Raw genomic sequence first — 17,086 nt, 5'->3', positions numbered from 1 at the left:
AACCGTCAGTACGTACATATTACTAGCAAATGCAATTGAGCCTGTTGCGCTTATATTTACACGGTCAATGAAACAAAAAAAGGAAGGCTTTCGCCTTCCTTGTCTTGGGTCTACTTTTATCTAACCAAATTGGTTCATGGTGTTATTTTCGCCGGATGCTTTTAGCGCCTGTTCGCCAGAGAAGTAGCTTTTATGGTCATCGCCAATATTAGAGCCCGCCATATCCTGATGCTTCACAGAAGAAAGCTGCTGGCGTATCTCTTGACGCTGAACACCTTTAACATAAGCCAGCATCCCCATTTCGCCAAAGTAATCTTTAGCCAGATTATCCGTTGACAGTGCAGCGGTGTGATAGGTAGGTAGCGTAATCAAATGGTGGAATATACCCGCCTCTCTGGCCCCATCACGTTGGAAGTTTTGGATACGGGTATCCGCCTCTCTTGCCAACTCGGTATCATCAAAGATACTACTCATCAGCTTCTCTCTATCATAAGCCGAGACGTCTTTACCTTGCTCTGCCCATGCATCAAATACTTGCTGGCGGAAGTTTAGAGTCCAGTTAAACGATGGGCTATTGTTGTATACCAGTTTTGCATTCGGTACCACCTCTCGGATGCGATTAACCATACCCGCTATCTGTTCCACATGAGGCTTTTCGGTTTCAATCCACAGTAGATCAGCCCCGTGTTGTAGGGAAGTAATACAATCAAGAACCACTCGATCCTCCCCAGTATTAGGCTTAAACTTCACCAAACCATTTGGTAGTCGAGTCGGCTTGATAATACGACCACCTTGTTTAAGAACCATATCACCGCTTTCAAGCTCATCTAGTGAAGTGATCTCTTCGCCATCTATAAAGGCATTGTATTGCTCTGCCAAATCGCCAGCACACTGTGATACAGGGATCTTCTGAGTCAAGCCTGCGCCCAGTGAATCGGTACGCGCCACGATAACGCCATCATCAACTCCAAGCTCTAGGAACGCATAGCGAACCGCATTAATTTTAGCGAGAAAGTCTTCATGAGGTACCGTCACCTTCCCGTCTTGGTGTCCGCATTGCTTGGCATCTGATACCTGATTTTCGATCTGAATACAGCATGCGCCCGCTTCAATCATCTTCTTGGCTAGCAGGTAGGTGGCTTCTTCATTACCAAAGCCTGCATCAATATCTGCCACTATCGGTACGATATGGGTCTCAAAACTGTCTATTTGTTTTTGCGCGGCGATTGCCTTGATTTCATCACCTTGCTGACGTGCATTATCAAGAGCATGATAAAGATGGTTTAACTCGCGGGCATCCGCTTGTTTTAAAAAGGTGTACAGCTCTTCGATAAGTTTTGGTACTGCGGTTTTCTCATGCATTGATTGGTCAGGAAGTGGCCCTAATTCAGAGCGCATCGCCGCCACCATCCAGCCAGACAGGTACAGATAACGACTTTGAGTCGTACCAAAGTGTTTTTTAATGGAGATCATTTTCTGCTGACCAACAAATCCGTGCCAGCAACCCAAAGACTGAGTGTAGTTTTCACAATCATCGTCATAGGCCTGCATATCTCGACGCATAATTTTGGCGGTATACTTAGCAATATCCAGCCCAGTTCTAAAACGGTTTTGAAGCTGCATGCGCACCACAAACTCAGGGTTAATTGCGCTCCACGTGTCTCCTTGCTGTTGAGTCGTATTCGCTGCGTTTTCCAACATAGTTCTATAGCTATTCATGGTGTCCCTCTCCTAGTATCAACTCAGTTCGTATTAGTGCTGTTTTGCTAAAATTCGATAGTGGTGTAATAAAGGCTCGGTATAGCCGTTGGGCTGCGCCATTCCCTCGAAAATAAGTGCTTTTGCGGCTTGATAAGCCAGGCTAGTGTGTGTGTTCGGTGTCATATCTTGGTAGCCCGCTGTATTACTATTCTGGCTATCCACCGTCATTGCCATCTGCTGCATGCACTCCTCTACCTGTTGTGTTGTGCAAATCTCGTGCTTAAGCCAATTAGCAATATGTTGGCTAGATATCCGTAAGGTGGCTCGGTCTTCCATTAGACCAACGTAATTAATATCAGGTACCTTTGAACAGCCAATACCCATCTCAACCCAACGCGATACATACCCCAAGATCCCTTGCACGTTATTTTTTAGCTCACTCTCAATCTCTGTAGAGGTGAGTGTCCTTTGATCATCAAGCAGTGGGATATCTAACATGCCTTCGCGATAAGACTTGGTCTGGATCTGTTGTTGACGCTCAAATACATTGCATTGCAAGTAATGCAGCGCATGTAGCGTAGCGGCGGTTGGTGACGGCACCCATGCTGTCGATGCACCCGCTTGCAAATGACTGGACTTTTGCTCCATCATCGCCGCCATCTCGTCTGGCATTGCCCACATACCTTTACCAATCTGAGCCCTACCGGACATTCCACATTGCAGGCCAGTTGCAACATTGTTGTTTTCATACGACTCAATCCAGCGCTGATGTTTTAACTCCGGCTTGGGCATAAATGGGCCGGCATTCATGCTGGTATGGATCTCATCGCCAGTTCTATCTAAAAAGCCTGTATTAATGAAGAACACGCGCTGCTTTGCTTGTCTGATACAGCTTTTCAGGTTTAGTGAAGTGCGACGTTCTTCATCCATGATCCCGATTTTGATGGTGTTTGGCGCAAGCTCTAGCATCTGTTCAACACGAGTAAATACATCGCAGGCAAACGCCACTTCTTCAGGACCGTGCATTTTTGGTTTCACGATATAAATAGAGCCTTCACGACTATTACGTATTCGGCATGCTTGCGGGTTCTTAAGCTCAATAGCCGCGATAAGCGCTGTTATTACCGAATCAATTAATCCTTCAGGTGCCATGTCTCCATTGCGCAGCGTAACAAGATCACTGTTCATCAAATGGCCTACATTACGGATCAGAAGTAGTGAGCGACCATGCAGATTATAATCCTCGCCGCCACGACCATCGTAGCTACGGTCACCTTCCAAACGACGGATATGATGTACGCCATCTTTTTCAAACCCTGCACTTAGTGACCCTGTCACTAACCCTAACCAGTTTCTATAGGCATCGACCTTGTCCTCACCATCTACCGCGGCAATAGAGTCCTCAAGATCCATAATGGTTGAAGTTGCTGACTCCATTTGAATATCATCAATATGAGACAGATCATTTTTACCAATCTTGCCTTGGCGATTTATAATCAATTCCACATGTAAACCATTGTGCTTTAAGATAATCGACGTTGGTTCACGCTCTGGATCACTAGCGGCAACAAACTGGCGCGGATTTTTAAGACCTGAGTGCGAGCCATCTGGGAAGTAAGCCAATAGATTTTGAAAATAGACGGTGTAGCTTTCTACATCTTGATGCGAGCCCTCATCTAGAGGAAATACCTCATCGAGCATATTTTTTGCATACTCAATTGCGCGCTTGCCACGTGCTGGGTTGTATTTTTTCCCTGCCTGCATACCGCCTTTACTTGGAATAACATCGCTTCCATATAATGCATCGTATAAGCTTCCCCAACGCGCATTAGCCGCGTTCAGTGCAAACCGAGCATTTTTGATTGGCACAACCAGTTGTGGCGCCGCAATTGCGGTTATCTCTGTGTCGAGATTTTGAGTTTCAATAGTAAAGTCTTCCCCTTCATCAACTAGATAGCCAATCTCGGTTAAAAACTGCTGATACTGCGCCAAAGTAAAGCTAGGGTGTGTGTAATGAAATTGATCAATTTGAGCTTGAAAATCATCCCGCTTTTGCAATAGAGCTTGATTACGCGGCGCGAACTCTTCCAATAGTTCAGTGAAGTCATGCCAGAAGGCCTCGACATCAAGATTCACTAGAGGAAGGACTTCAGTATTCAAGAACTGGGACAATTGGTGGTGAATTTGGCATTGTTTGGTTAGCGGTAAATTCATAGCCTTTTCCTCTGGTCAAATATGAGCGCTGCTACAGCGACTTCACAAAACTGATTTATTCCTCTTGGGTACGATTTAACTTTAACTAATTCTTTACTAAAATTTCACAAATAAAATTACACAGTGTAAATTTTACAAAATGAAATCAAAAACCAGCTTATTCAGACAATCACATTTTCTTGGCACCAAGATCAGGAATCTACGCAAACGTAACCACCTTACGCTTGAGGATTTATCAGCGCGTTGTATAAAATTAAACCCAGAATCTGCGCCCTCAGTGTCTTATCTATCAATGATTGAACGAGGCAAACGTGTACCGAGCGAAGACATGCTCGAGGTAATTGCGGATGTATTCCAAAAACCATTAAATTGGTTCTTAGACGATGCCAACGACCACCACGATATTGTTCCAGATAAGAGTGGGAAAGGCGGTGTTAGAGGAATGGCGCTTGAGCCTAGCTTTCTGTTTTCCAATGATATTTTGCAAATTGCTATTCCAGAAATGCTGGCTCAAACCGGTACCACCGGCCGACAATTTGCCCATCTTTTGATCCGAGCTCACCAAGAGCACAATCAGAACCACTTTCCCGATCTAGAGCGAGCAGCAGAAGAGGTTGGTCACAAACGTATGCCACTGCAGGTGGATGACCTGCTTGAAATCTGTGAAGAAATTGGCCTTAAAGTAAAATGGTTTAGTGATAGCCCAAAGCCTGTTGTTGATGCCTTAGATGACACGCGCCATCGGGTAACTCGCTCCTATTTTGAGCCACCAAATATCGTCCATATCAACAAAATACTCAAAAATGACCCAGTGCGACTAAAATATGACCTTGCGGTGAATATTGGGCACATGGTGCTTCATCAGGGAGATGGTGAAAAAAGCAATCTTATTGCAGATAGTAAGCCAAGCTATGGACTTAGAGATGAGAGCCAAACTAGCAACTCAGTCGAACTAGATTCCACTAAGATCCTACACGCCTGGCGCGATTTTGAGTGCTCATTTTTTGCGGGAGCACTGCTGTGCCCTAAAGTACCCTTTCGACAATTGCTTGACCGCAGCGGCTATGATATTTCGGTATGTAAATTGGCGGGTGTATCGGAATCCATTGCTATGCGACGTATGACCGCTGTATCACCCTACCCTCATTGGCATTACTTTGACGCCTACCATCCGGGTATATTAAAGGCAGTATATCGAGGTAATGGCATTCCTCTACCATGGGGCAATATGAAGATGGTCGAAGATCCCTGTCAACACTGGGCAGTGTTTCGTATGACAACCAAAGACAAAGACTTCAACCAGAGCGTGGCTCAGATATCAATTCTAATGCAAAACGATGAACCGCATATCTACTGCTGTGAATCGGTTAAAGTCAAAGACTTTGCTGGTAACGCCCATGTTCTGTGTAGCGGTCTCGACCTCAACCCTGCGATTCAGGCGCAAGGTTTTGACGCTATCAACATAGCCAATCAACTAAAAGATTCCTGTATCAAAAACGGGGGCACTGGGCCAATCCCTAAAGATATACAAAACTTGCTACTCACCGTAGGCCGTATCTTAAATATTAATTGGATTGAGCGCGGAATGGACAATCGCGCTCGGCTTATCTGTTCGAGAGGCTCTGTTTGTCCACGAGTTCCACAGTGTAAAACCTCCACACCACTACAAGAAATTGAAGTGCAAACAATGAGTTAATTAGTGTTGGAGGAGGAGGACTGTCGAATTAGGTTATTTAGCTGGTGGGTAAGCTGCTCTCTTAAAGCTTGCTCACCTTCGGAGAGAAATTTAGGCTGATGCGCCGCAACTACCTTTATGTTAGGTTCTCTCGATACAGGATTCTCTCCAGCCTTATCAAAAATCGAATTTAACATTCGCATTGACTTATCCATTAAATCCTCACTTTGCTGTTCATTAAGAATACGGGGTTTATCAAACCCTAATGCAGCCAATATGTCGTTGAAATGCATCTTATACCCTGCACTTCCGCCATCAAACGGGATGAGCTTTGAGCCGAGTTTGTCGCATACCCAAAGATAGGGAGGATGTTTTATGGTGCCAAAACCGATCGCGATTATCGAATCAACAAAGTGGACTTCAAGGCGCCTGTCCCAAATATCCCCCGCCTTACCAGATTCAATAACTACCTCGCAATCAAGGCTAGCACTATCACTAGATTGTCCCTTTAATATCCCAGAGCTATAAAGATGGGTTTCCACCCCTACCTCAAAATCAAGGCCAGGATAGTCAATTCGTTCTAATATGGATTGCTTGAGTTCAAAGCCATCTTGCAAACGGGATGATTTTTGAAGAAAACGAACCAATCCGGCTACGGCATGGATCCCCATATCAAGCCCATAGCCTGCCCCTCCATTTTTGTTTGGATCGAGCACCCCACGAGCGTTTAATCTTTGTATGCGGTTATCGAACTGAAAGTCCGACAATTCATCGGGGAGCTCGACTGGATTATCGGTAGCTATAGAGACCAACTTAGTGATTTGACCGCGTGACGTTAACAGGTCACCGTCAAATAATGCCTCCATAGACGGAGTGACCAACGCAGTATCAATAAAATAAAATCGGTTACCCTGAGCTTTCAATCGCGGGATCACACGCCCAAAACCTTCATCAACCTCATGCAATGCAAAAGAGGGTTTTTCGACCACAAACAAAAGGTCTTTACACTCAATTAAACTGGAAAGTTGCTTAATAAGCATAAGGTGAGTGCTAACCGGCGTGAGCAGCATAGCACAAGCAATAGATTGATTTGGTTGATGATTCAGGAAATGCTCGATAGTGCTATAGCATGCGCTGTAGCGACTGTCCTTTATTGTCGCCGTAGGGGTGACAGGGTCTATTGCGATGATGTCATAATGCTCAAGTAAGGCGTCAAAAAGCCCACTATAGAAGCCAACAACAGAGTATTCAGGGTCGCCCAACCCACCAAAAACCAAAATTGCCTTACGCACAGCCCACCTCGATACAAACTCAGATAAAGAAATAGTTTAGCAAAACCAACAACTAACCACCTCGCAACCCGTGTCGTAATTGTTAGAACTTACTTATCGTTTTATTTACATCTGTATTGCAACGATCTTCACAGATTTATCGAAATTAGCAACAATACAGAGATTTAAACTGCCCACATCGTAAAAACTGGCTCCGTTAGTTTGGTATTCACATAGTAATACTTGGATTGGCAGTGACTTTTCCGCTCACTTAGTTAACCTATAGGTAATTAACTTATTTAGAGCAAAAGAATATGGTTACTGTCGCAGTGTCAATTGAACCTATCGTTTTCAATGATTGCATACACACCCTTCTACATTGTAGTCGCCAAGACAATACCAATCAGGTGGCTATCAAATGATCCACAGTCTATTAACCGGTGCACTTATATCGGGAAGCTTAATTGTTGCCATTGGCAGTCAAAATGCATTTTTACTAAAATGCAGTTTAACTAAGCAGCACCCTATGTCGGTAGCAACCGTCTGTTTTATTGGCGATATTATATTGATAAGCACCGGTGTCCTCGGCATTGGTACCCTACTATATCACTCACCTTTATGGCGAGATATTCTTACGATATCCGGCGTTATATTTCTATTTTGGTACGGTTCACTTTCGGCAAAGTCTGCATGGCAGGGCACCAGTCAATTGAGTCTGACTAACAAAGGAACCAATAAAAGTTGGTTACAGCTGATGCTAATGACAGCGGCAATCACCTTCTTAAATCCACATGTATACATTGATACGGTAGTTATTTTAGGGGGAGTTACTTCCTCGATGACGCAGCAACAGAAAGTGTGGTTTGTAGTTGGCGCTTTGATGTCATCCGGAATATGGTTTTATGGCGTAGCGTATTTTTCTAAGGTGCTAATCCCGTTATTTGAAAGACCACGCATGTGGCAGATACTAGATACAATTATTGCAGTGATTATGTTTGGTATTGCGATAAAGCTTGCTCTGCCATTAGTCACTTAATGAAAGCGGTGCTGGGATTCTGGGGTGCACATCATCGATTCATCACCACTCTACACTACCGTCGTCCCCGCGCAGGCGGGGATCTGTAGGCTCTCGAACCCAATCATGTACACAGCACTAATTGAAGCCACCGCCCCTACAGATCCCGGCTCAAAACACCACCGGGAAGACGCGACAAACTGATAGTCATAACACTACTGGGTAACGGTGGGAAGACTGACAGCTATCCGAAATACCAATAACCTTTATTCACTAACTCAGTCAACAATGTGATCCCTTCGGTGGTCATGTTCTTAACGGACAACGACTCTTCATTTGCCAATAATTCAACCAGCTGTACCAATTCATCTGAGGTTTTAAATACTTCTCCATTCACATAGATCAAGGTCGGCTCGTCTTGATGATACAAGGTCCCTAGGCCTGCAACCTTAAATAAGGTGTCACCTTGGCCTAATTGTAACGAGACATCTTCGCAACTCCACTTTGGCTCTGGGGTGATAATATTGAGTTGATGTCTCGATTGAGTGAGCATGCTGCCCATAAAATCTTTTACCAGCGTAGGGGCATTAATTTGAGCCTTAAGCATATCAACTAGTGAAGTGAGATCGTCCGTTTTCAACTCACCATTATTAGGTTGGGTTGAAAGTTCTGGCTTGTGCAGATGCTTATCCCCGTAGTCATGAGCCAACACAAAATCCGCAAAATTGCTGATTAACTCTTGCTCTTTTGGTGAGCGAAAGCCAATTGAATAGCTCATGGAGGGCTCTAGTGCATAGCCGTCATGAGGAAACCCTGGTGGGATATAAAGGATATCTCCCGGCTGCAATACATCGTCAATTTGCGCATCAAACGACTCTATCTGTCGCAATGCCGAATGATGTTGCACCTCTTTATATTGACCGACATCCTTAGCGCCCACGCGCCAGTGTCTCTTGCCACTTCCTTGAATAATAAATACATCATATTGATCAATATGTGGCCCCACACCGCCACCTTCTACCGAGTAGCTAATCATCAAATCGTCAAACAGCCACTGCGGCATGCCCTTAAATGGTGTAACCAGTTGCGCAGCCCCTTCATGCCAATGATTTGCAGCTTGAACAATGAACGACCACGATTTCTCAGGAAGCTCTGCAAATTTATCTTCAGTGAAAGGGCCGTGTTCAGCACTCCACTCCCCCGCCAAATTTGACACAAAGCGCGAATCAACTTCTTGTTCCATGGTTAAGCCCGCCAGCTCTTCTGCGGTCAAGGGGTCTACAAAATTGCTAAAACCACCTTTAATAATGGTTGGTTTTTTTTGCCAATATTCGGCCAGAAACTGTTCAAGGGAGAAAGATAATTGATACATGTGCATTCGATTCAAAGAAATTTGGCGCCATAGTACCAAAATCTTCAATTATGCCTAGCCTTGGTTGGTAATAACCCATAATTCAATACTATTCATATCACAAGCTTGCTACTATCAGCGCCCCTGAAAAAATAGCCCCTAAAGACATGAACTCAAAAGCGCCAATTTACCTATTAATGTTATTGATTATCGTCAGCCCAATGGGTATCGATATCTACCTTCCGGCACTGCCGCAGATGGCTGACAGTTTACACACGCCAATAAGTAACATTCAGCTAACTATTACTCTATTTTTAGCCGCACTAGGAATGGGACAGCTGCTTGCAGGCCCACTTGCCGACCGCTATGGTCGAAAACCACTTATTATTGGCGGATTATCTCTATATATCTTGGGCTCTGTTATCTGCGCTATCGCCAGTCATGTCGAGATACTGTGGTTGGCAAGGATCATACAAGGTTTAGGGACATGCGCGGTTTCAGTCGGTGTAATGTCAGGGGTAAGAGATAGCTATAGCCCACAACGAACCGCAACTATATACAGTTATATCAATGGGGTAATCTGCGTGATCCCAGCCTTAGCCCCTATGGTGGGCGGCTGGCTCAGCCAAACATGGAGCTGGCACGCCAATTTTGTGTTTATGGGGATTTACGCACTATTAATCCTAATGCTAACCTTGTGGCGATTACCTGAAACTCGCCCCGCACACACAGTTGCAAGTAGCAGTCTTATTAATTTTCAGCAATTTAAGCCCATACTTCAAAGCCCAGTGTTTCAGCTCAATACTGGAATGGTAATGCTGGCAATGGCTATCATTATCGCATTTGTCAGCATCGCACCGGTACGACTTATGGTTGAGCTTGGTATTAGCCCCACCCTTTTTGCATTGTGGTTTGGAAGCAACGCGGTAATCAATATTATTGGCTCATTTAGTGCGCCAGTGGTGATACGTAAACTGGGCAAGACTCGCGCTCTGAAATTGGCTATGACGTTGTGCGCTGGCGCAGCACTACTTATTGTAATGTTGCAAGGTGTCCATCATCCGGCAGCCTTTATGGGGCCAATATTTATCGCCAGTACCGGTTTTTGTTTAGTATTACCGATTTGTTGTAGCTCGGCCCTAGAGCCTTTTGCTGAGCGGGCGGGCACTGCGGCCTCTTTGTTGGGCTTCTTCCAAATGGCCGGAGCATCACTGCTGGTGGGTTTAGTGAACCTACTTCCGTTTGCTTCACTGCAACTAATGGGGTTAATGATGCTATTACCTTTGCTATGGTTTGCAGGCAACTCGCTGCTTAGAAAAGCCAATCAGGCTCATCAAGGTTAAGGCTGTACCATAAACGCACTCGTCAAATGGCACTAGCGCAGTACTAGAAATGACTCGAGTACTGAGCATTCACGTTAGCGGGCGCGACGAATAAGCTGTAACAACTCACTACTTACACGTTTGGGATCTTCGGCGGAAGAAATAGCCGACACCAGCGCGATACCTTCTACCCCCGTTGCCGCTACTTTTTGAATATTGGTGTGATTAATACCACCAATCGCCACTAAGGGTTTGCTCGACAGAGAAACCGCACCTTGCAAGCCAACTAATCCCCAGTGGTTAACGGTATTAGTTTTGGTTGCGGTTGCGAAAATGGCACTCACCCCAAGGTTATCAACATCTAGGCTTTGCGCCGCAAGTAATTGCTGTTCGCTCTCCACTGACAGCCCCAAGAGCTTATCTCGACCAATTAGGCGTCGCGCATCATCAACAGGCATATCGGACTGTCCCAAATGTACGCCACAGGCATCTATGGCAAGGGCAACATCGACACGGTCATTGATAATTAAAGGCACATCACTGCCTTGCAACACCGATTTTACAGCACGTGCACGCTGGATAAACGCACGCACATCGCCGTGTTTTTCTCGTACCTGAACCATGGTCACGCCACCCTCAACAGCCTGTTCAACCACTTTGCACAAGGTATTTAACGACTGATGTTCATCGGTGACAAAATAGAGTTCATAAGGGTTGCTCATGTTATACCTTGCTGATCTTCAGACGCTGACGGAGCATCTGTTCATCAAGTTGATAAAGGGTGTCTAACAAATTCATCTGTAAACTGCCCGGCCCTGCTGATTTCTCAGCTGCGATCTCACCCGCAACGCCTAATATAGCGGTTGCAGCCATCCCAGAAAGGTCGCCAATTGCCGCAAATGCACCAGTTATCGCAGTATGCGAACAGCCCATACCAGTGACAAATGGCATCATTTCGTGACCATTTTCTAGCTTGAATACACCCGCACTACTAATCACATAATCGGTTGCACCCGAGATAACGACCGATGCGCAATACTCCTTCACTAAGTATTGCGCTGCGTTTACCGCAGAATCGCTGCTATCTAGGGCATCTACGCCCTTAGATTGTGCTTGCTCACCCGCTAACGCGATTATTTCAGAGGCATTGCCACGAATAACCAGCGTATCTGCTTGCTCTGCGATTTGGCGCGATACCTCGGTGCGTAATGTACTCGCACCGCACCCGACTGGGTCCAAAACCACCGGTTTACCATGGATATTGGCTTGCTCTACAGCGAACAACATCCGCGGTACCCATTGACTATCGAGGGTACCAATATTGATAACGAGAGCGCCAGAGAAGCTCATCATCTCAGCCATTTCTCTTGAAGAGTGCGCCATAATAGGCGATGCACCAACGGCTAGCAGCGCATTGGCTGTATTGTTCATCACCACATAGTTGGTTACATTAACCACCAGCGGCTTGGTTTGGCGTAGCGTATTCAAACACGCGATTACTTGAGCGATTTCCATTAATTATCCTTACTTAACTGCGTTTAGCCCCTGCTCCCAAAACGCAATTTCCATGCGGGTCGCAGTGCGAAATACTTCTATTAATTGTTGTGCTCTGGCACTGTCTGGATCAATATCCGCCAGCAGTACGTCTAGGTTTTCAATACTTTGGCTGACGCCTTGTTGGAACTCCTCAGAGCCATACATAGTCAACCAGCTCAGATAAGGATTGCCTTCGAGTAAAGTACTATCGCGCTGCGCAAGGTTCGCACCTATCTCTCCATAACCAATAGCGCAAGGCGCAAGCGCAACATACAAATCAATTAGGTCTCCTTGATTGCCAGTATCTAATACATAGCGGGTATAGGCTACCGTACCAAAATCCTCGGTTTCAGCTTCCATTTCAATCTCGCTGATACCCCAATTCTGACACCACTCTACGTGGTGTCCTATTTCGGAGTCCAGCAGTGCATGAAGGCTTGGTAAAGCAATACGCATCTGTTGCAGGCTTTTGGCTTTATATATGGCGAGCGCATACGCTCTGGCGTAGTGCTTTAAAAATAGAAAATCTTGCTTAAGATAATGCAAAAAGGCGTCGTGATGCAGCGTACCATCGGCCAACTGGTGAACAAAGCTGTGCTCAATATAATGTTGCCATTCCTCATGACACGCATGTAAAAGTTGTGAGGTTTTCATAATCTATCCTAGTTAAAAAGAGGCACATACTTAACGCTATTTGGCACGCTATTAATGATTTTATTGTCATGCATAAAGTTTGCGTAATTATCATATCGCTGATGATCAACCGCAGCTGGGCGCAGCGCAAAGCGAGTTAAGGTATCGTTCCAAGCGCGGCGGTTTAATTCATTGTTCAAGGTATCTGGGTTATAAGCCACGAACTCCTGCCACGCCTTGTTGGGATGATTAACAATATATTGAGTCGCCAGCTCAATGGCTTTGTTAAACTTCTTAATTTTTTCAACATCATAGCTATTTGCATTGGCTACAAATACCAGCTCATCATAGGCAGGAACACCGTGCTCTTCAGGGAAGAATGCCTTTGCTTTATAGCCTTCCAATGCTAGCTGATTGGATTCAAAGTTACGTAATCCTCCCCAGATAGCGTCCACCTTACCCGATGCCAGTGATGACGAAAGCGCCCAACCAATGTTGATGATCTGCACATCTTTAAAAGCAACACCTTGGTTTTTTAGCATAGTGCCAATGGTAGCCTCTTCATTGCCTGAAATAGCGACCCCAATCTTTTTACCTTTCAGATCAGCCAATGACTGTATCTTGCCATTATCCAGTACCATCAAGGTATTCAATGGCGTTGCGATAAGCGTACCACTGCGAATTAAAGGCAAACCTGCGGCAACATCGATAGTTAAAGTGGGTTGATAAGAGACTGCCATATCGATTTTGTTTGCTGCAACCAGTTTGGCCGGAACGCTTGGATCCGCTGGCTCTTGAATTTCTACCTCAATACCTTGTTGTTTAAATAGCCCTTTCTCTTTTGCGATGATAATTGGGCCATGGTTTGGGTTAACAAACCAATCTAGCATCAAGGTGATTTTATGGTCTTTAGCCAGCACGGCTGGACTAAAGACAAAGGTAATTACGGTAACTAAACTAACTAATAATTTTTTCATTGGTCTTCCTTTGTGACTCGAAAATTGCATTAGTGGATAAAATAAGATTGCTTATTGGGTAGGGTTTTGATCATTTTCAGACCATACATAAACTGCGCATATTCAGCATAACGCTTAAGGTTTCTAGCCGCCGGTCGCAAGGCAAAACGGGTCAGGGTATCGTTCCACGCCCTATGATTAAGTTCGTTATCTAGAGTGTCTGGGTTATACGCCACAAACTCTCGCCACGCCTGTTGGGGATGATTTATAATGTATTGCGTAGCAAGCTCCAACGCCTTATTAAAACGGGCAATGGCATCGCTGTCGTGCTGATTGGCATTGGCAACAAACATCAGCTCATCATACGGGGGAATGCCGTGCTCTTCTGGATAGAAAGACTTTGCCTTAAACCCTTCTAATTCCAGCTGATGAGATTCAAAATTGCGCATCCCGCCCCATATCGCATCTACGCGACCAGATGCAAGAGATGACGAAAGCGCCCAGCCTACATTAACGATCTTCACATCATCAAAGCTGACTCCTTCATCACTCAGCATCTTATCAATGATTGCCTCGTCGCTGCCAGACACCGAAACGCCTACGGTTTTGCCTTTCAGATCAGCCAAGCTATTAATTTTACCGTTATCCAACACTGACAATGTGTTTAACGGTGTCGCCAATAACGTGCCTGTCCACACTAAAGGAAGGCCAGCAGCGACATCTATGATAAATGAAGGCTGATAAGAGATCGCAAGATCAACCTGCCCTGCGGCAACAAGTTTCGATGGTACGCTAGGGTCAGCAGGTTCTTGGATATTCACTTTAAGCCCTTGCGCGGCAAAATAACCGTTTTGCTGTGCAATGATTATCGGTCCATGATTTGGATTTACAAACCAGTCAAGCATTAGGTTTAGCGTTTTTGGGGATGCACTTGCCTGAGCACTCACCAAAACCAGTGCAGATATCAATATCGTTATAAATTTTTTCAAAATTTCGTCCGTGAACTATTAATCAAATTGCCAAGGGATAAACTTATTTAGCAGCTTATCGGTAATGAAATACAGGGTGATTGAAATTAGAGCGAGCACAAACAGAGCGGCAAACATCTCATCTATCATCATACGCGCATTGGCTTGCAACATTAGATAACCAAGGCCGGCACTCGAGCCTACCCACTCACCAACCACAGCGCCAATCGGTGCCACTACCACTGCAACGCGTATTCCCGATGCTAGGGCCGGCATCGCGGCAGGCAGTCGCACTTGTTTTAGCATCTGCCAGCGAGTTGCCCCCATAGTTTGCGCAAGGTCAAGATAGCCGCGAGGCGTGTTACGGAGCCCGTCATAACAACAGGTGGTTACGGGGAAAAATATGATCAATGCCGCCATCACAACCTTAGAGGCAATGCCATAGCCAAACCACAGCATCAAGATAGGCGCGATAGCAAATACAGGGATTGCTTGCGAGGCGATAAGAATGGGAAGTAACCAGCGGCGTAACGGTTCAAACAACAACATCTGTAGGGCAAACAACAACCCCATGCCGAGTCCTAACAACAAGCCCAACACAATCTCTTGAGATGTGATCAGCGTATGGTGCCACAGTACATCCCATCGAGAATGCAATCTGTTCATTACCGCCATAGGTTCTGGCAAGATAAAGCTCGGTAGATCAAACAATGTCACCGCGCCTTGCCACAAGCCTAATACCACCACACACGAGATCATCAACCTTAAAATATGAGAAGATTGAGACTTAAATTTATGAGCTAATTGCTGCGTGGCAACCACACCAGCACCACTAGGTTTACTCATTCTCACCTCCCAACAGTTCAATGATTCTTTGCTGCAACTGAGCCAATTGTGCATCTAAAGGCCGCGGTGTTGGTGAATCTGGTAGCGCAATTGATGTCATTGTAACGGGTGTCGATTCCATCAAGTAAACTCGGTCACTGAGTCGTAACGCTTCTTGAGGGTCATGGGTTATCAACACCACCGTTTTGTCTGTGAGCATTTCATTGGCCAAATTTTGCAATCGATAGCGGTTGACTGCATCTAAAGCCGAAAAAGGCTCATCCATCAAAACCACGGGTTTATCTTGCATTAGGGTGCGAGCAAGCGCCACGCGCTGCTTCATACCGCCCGACAGTTGTCTTGGGTAGTAGCCTTCTTTGCCCGCTAAACCAACCTTGAACAACAACTCAGATGCTTGACGTGTTCGCTCATCATTAGATAGCGATGCGCCGACTCCAAATCGATCACTAAAGCACACATTTTCTAATACCGTAAGCCACGGCATAAGCAGGTCTTGCTGAGCCATATAGGCAATATGCTGGCTAAGATGTTGCCCCTCAATACCAAACTTAATATCACCACTCCAACTGGCATGGTCACTGAGCAAGCCAGCCATTAGACGCAATAGCGTGGTCTTACCGCAGCCACTTTTCCCAAGGATAGTAACCCAAGTATTGGACTCAATATGCAGCGAGAACTGTTCAAATAATGGTGACAGAGCGTCATTGAATTGCAGTCGCCCTTGCGTAATAGCAATGCGGCTTGGCATTACTTCACGCTCTGGTCAAAAAAGTGATGTACCGGCCCATGACCTTTACCAACGTTTAACTCGTCGGCATGGGCAATTGCGTTTGAGATATACGCTTTGCCTTTGGTCACCGCTTCGATTAACGACTTTGACTGGGTTAGATAAGAGGCAATCGCCGATGAGAGCGTACAACCAGTGCCATGGGTGTTTTGAGTATTGATACGTTTAACTGTGAAGGTTTCAACGCTATCAGCAGTAATAAGTAAATCGGTACTGTCTGCCTCTGATTCAAGATGTCCCCCTTTTAATAGCACCGCTTTGCACCCTAATTGGCGCAAACCACTGATCATCTCAACCATTTCTGGCTCGCTGTTTGGCACCGGAACTCCGAGCAAGGTAGCGGCCTCAGGAAGATTAGGGGTGATAACATCAGCTAAAGGAAGAAGCTCCGTTTTAAGGGTTTGAATAGCCGAAGATTGTAAAAGAAGATCGCCGCTGGTCGCGACCATCACCGGATCAATAACCAAAAATTGCGGTTGATACTGCTTGAGCTTTTTTACAACCGCTTGAATTACTTCCGTTTGGGCCAGCATGCCAACCTTAACCGCTGAGATATCAATATCGGTAAAAACCGCATCGAGTTGCTGCTCAATAAAATCTGGCGATACAGGGTAAATACCTGTCACGCCTTGTGTATTTTGGGCAGTTAAAGCGGTTATAACCGAACAGGCATAGCTCCCTGTAGCAGAGATGGCTTTAATATCGGCTTGGATACCCGCACCACCACCACTGTCAGAGCCAGCAATAGTTAATACGTTTGCGATTTGAATATGTGACACAGGCACGTTCCTTTTGTGTAATTGGCAACCCA

At 45.4% G+C, this 17,086-nt stretch carries 15 protein-coding genes; 3 read left to right on the top strand and 12 right to left on the bottom strand.

The window, feature by feature from the left end; genetic code table 11:
• Nucleotides 1-120: 120 nt before the first annotated feature.
• Nucleotides 121-1,719 (bottom strand): isocitrate lyase, encoded by a 1,599-nt coding sequence (locus OCU28_RS13300; RefSeq protein ID WP_390623830.1) that lies wholly within the window; start codon nt 1,717-1,719, stop codon nt 121-123.
• A 33-nt stretch (nt 1,720-1,752) separates the two neighbouring features.
• Complete coding sequence (locus tag OCU28_RS13295) at nt 1,753-3,915, bottom strand: malate synthase G (RefSeq protein WP_261818163.1); 2,163 nt, start codon at nt 3,913-3,915, stop codon at nt 1,753-1,755.
• A gap of 139 nt (nt 3,916-4,054) precedes the next feature.
• Between OCU28_RS13295 and OCU28_RS13290 the strand changes: the two genes are divergently transcribed.
• The gene (locus OCU28_RS13290) at nt 4,055-5,611 is read left to right on the top strand and encodes a DUF3612 domain-containing protein (protein WP_261818162.1); all 1,557 of its coding nucleotides are present in this window, start codon (nt 4,055-4,057) and stop codon (nt 5,609-5,611) included.
• On the opposite strand, the gene OCU28_RS13285 is transcribed toward OCU28_RS13290, so the two are convergent.
• Nucleotides 5,608-6,882, bottom strand: coding sequence for a hypothetical protein (locus tag OCU28_RS13285; RefSeq protein WP_261818161.1), 1,275 nt, complete (start codon nt 6,880-6,882; stop codon nt 5,608-5,610). The two genes, OCU28_RS13290 and OCU28_RS13285, sit on opposite strands and share 4 nt — an antisense overlap.
• A gap of 397 nt (nt 6,883-7,279) precedes the next feature.
• Between OCU28_RS13285 and OCU28_RS13280 the strand changes: the two genes are divergently transcribed.
• Complete coding sequence (locus OCU28_RS13280) at nt 7,280-7,897, top strand: LysE/ArgO family amino acid transporter (RefSeq protein ID WP_261818160.1); 618 nt, start codon at nt 7,280-7,282, stop codon at nt 7,895-7,897.
• A 223-nt stretch (nt 7,898-8,120) separates the two neighbouring features.
• Here the strand turns inward: OCU28_RS13280 and OCU28_RS13275 are convergent, their stop codons facing one another.
• Nucleotides 8,121-9,248 (bottom strand): ribosomal protein uL16 3-hydroxylase, encoded by a 1,128-nt coding sequence (locus OCU28_RS13275; protein ID WP_261818159.1) that lies wholly within the window; start codon nt 9,246-9,248, stop codon nt 8,121-8,123.
• Nucleotides 9,249-9,394: 146 nt separating this feature from the next.
• Between OCU28_RS13275 and OCU28_RS13270 the strand changes: the two genes are divergently transcribed.
• Complete coding sequence (locus tag OCU28_RS13270; RefSeq protein ID WP_261818158.1) at nt 9,395-10,570, top strand: multidrug effflux MFS transporter; 1,176 nt, start codon at nt 9,395-9,397, stop codon at nt 10,568-10,570.
• A gap of 74 nt (nt 10,571-10,644) precedes the next feature.
• On the opposite strand, the gene thiE is transcribed toward OCU28_RS13270, so the two are convergent.
• From thiE to thiD, 8 genes are read right to left on the bottom strand one after another with little or no spacing between them, the layout of a single operon-like run.
• Nucleotides 10,645-11,271: a thiamine phosphate synthase gene (gene thiE / locus OCU28_RS13265; protein WP_261818157.1), complete on the bottom strand. Its 627-nt coding sequence runs from the start codon at nt 11,269-11,271 to the stop codon at nt 10,645-10,647.
• Between the two features lies 1 nt (nt 11,272).
• Nucleotides 11,273-12,064 carry a hydroxyethylthiazole kinase gene (gene thiM, locus OCU28_RS13260; protein ID WP_261818156.1) on the bottom strand — a complete coding sequence of 264 codons (792 nt, stop codon included), beginning with the start codon at nt 12,062-12,064 and terminating at the stop codon, nt 11,273-11,275.
• Nucleotides 12,065-12,073: 9 nt separating this feature from the next.
• Nucleotides 12,074-12,739, bottom strand: a complete 666-nt coding sequence (tenA, locus tag OCU28_RS13255; RefSeq protein WP_261818155.1) for a thiaminase II — start codon at nt 12,737-12,739, stop codon at nt 12,074-12,076.
• Nucleotides 12,740-12,747: 8 nt separating this feature from the next.
• Complete coding sequence (locus tag OCU28_RS13250) at nt 12,748-13,695, bottom strand: ABC transporter substrate-binding protein (RefSeq protein WP_261818154.1); 948 nt, start codon at nt 13,693-13,695, stop codon at nt 12,748-12,750.
• A 29-nt stretch (nt 13,696-13,724) separates the two neighbouring features.
• A complete protein-coding gene (locus OCU28_RS13245; RefSeq protein ID WP_390623834.1) occupies nt 13,725-14,645 on the bottom strand; it encodes an ABC transporter substrate-binding protein in 921 nt (306 codons plus the stop codon).
• Nucleotides 14,646-14,681: 36 nt separating this feature from the next.
• Nucleotides 14,682-15,488 (bottom strand): ABC transporter permease, encoded by an 807-nt coding sequence (locus OCU28_RS13240; protein WP_261818152.1) that lies wholly within the window; start codon nt 15,486-15,488, stop codon nt 14,682-14,684.
• A complete protein-coding gene (locus OCU28_RS13235; RefSeq protein ID WP_261818151.1) occupies nt 15,481-16,236 on the bottom strand; it encodes an ABC transporter ATP-binding protein in 756 nt (251 codons plus the stop codon). The genes OCU28_RS13240 and OCU28_RS13235 overlap by 8 nt, the downstream gene beginning before the upstream one ends.
• On the bottom strand, nt 16,236-17,054 hold the full coding sequence (thiD, locus tag OCU28_RS13230; protein ID WP_315972407.1) for a bifunctional hydroxymethylpyrimidine kinase/phosphomethylpyrimidine kinase: 819 nt from the start codon (nt 17,052-17,054) through the stop codon (nt 16,236-16,238). The genes OCU28_RS13235 and thiD overlap by 1 nt, the downstream gene beginning before the upstream one ends.
• Between the last annotated feature and the right edge of the window lie 32 nt (nt 17,055-17,086).

Origin of the sequence: Vibrio gallicus (genome assembly GCF_024346875.1) — a bacterium.
Taxonomy (GTDB): Bacteria; Pseudomonadota; Gammaproteobacteria; order Enterobacterales; family Vibrionaceae; genus Vibrio; species Vibrio gallicus.
The sequence above is the reverse complement of the archived record's forward strand: the minus strand, read 5'-3'. Positions and strand labels throughout refer to the sequence as shown.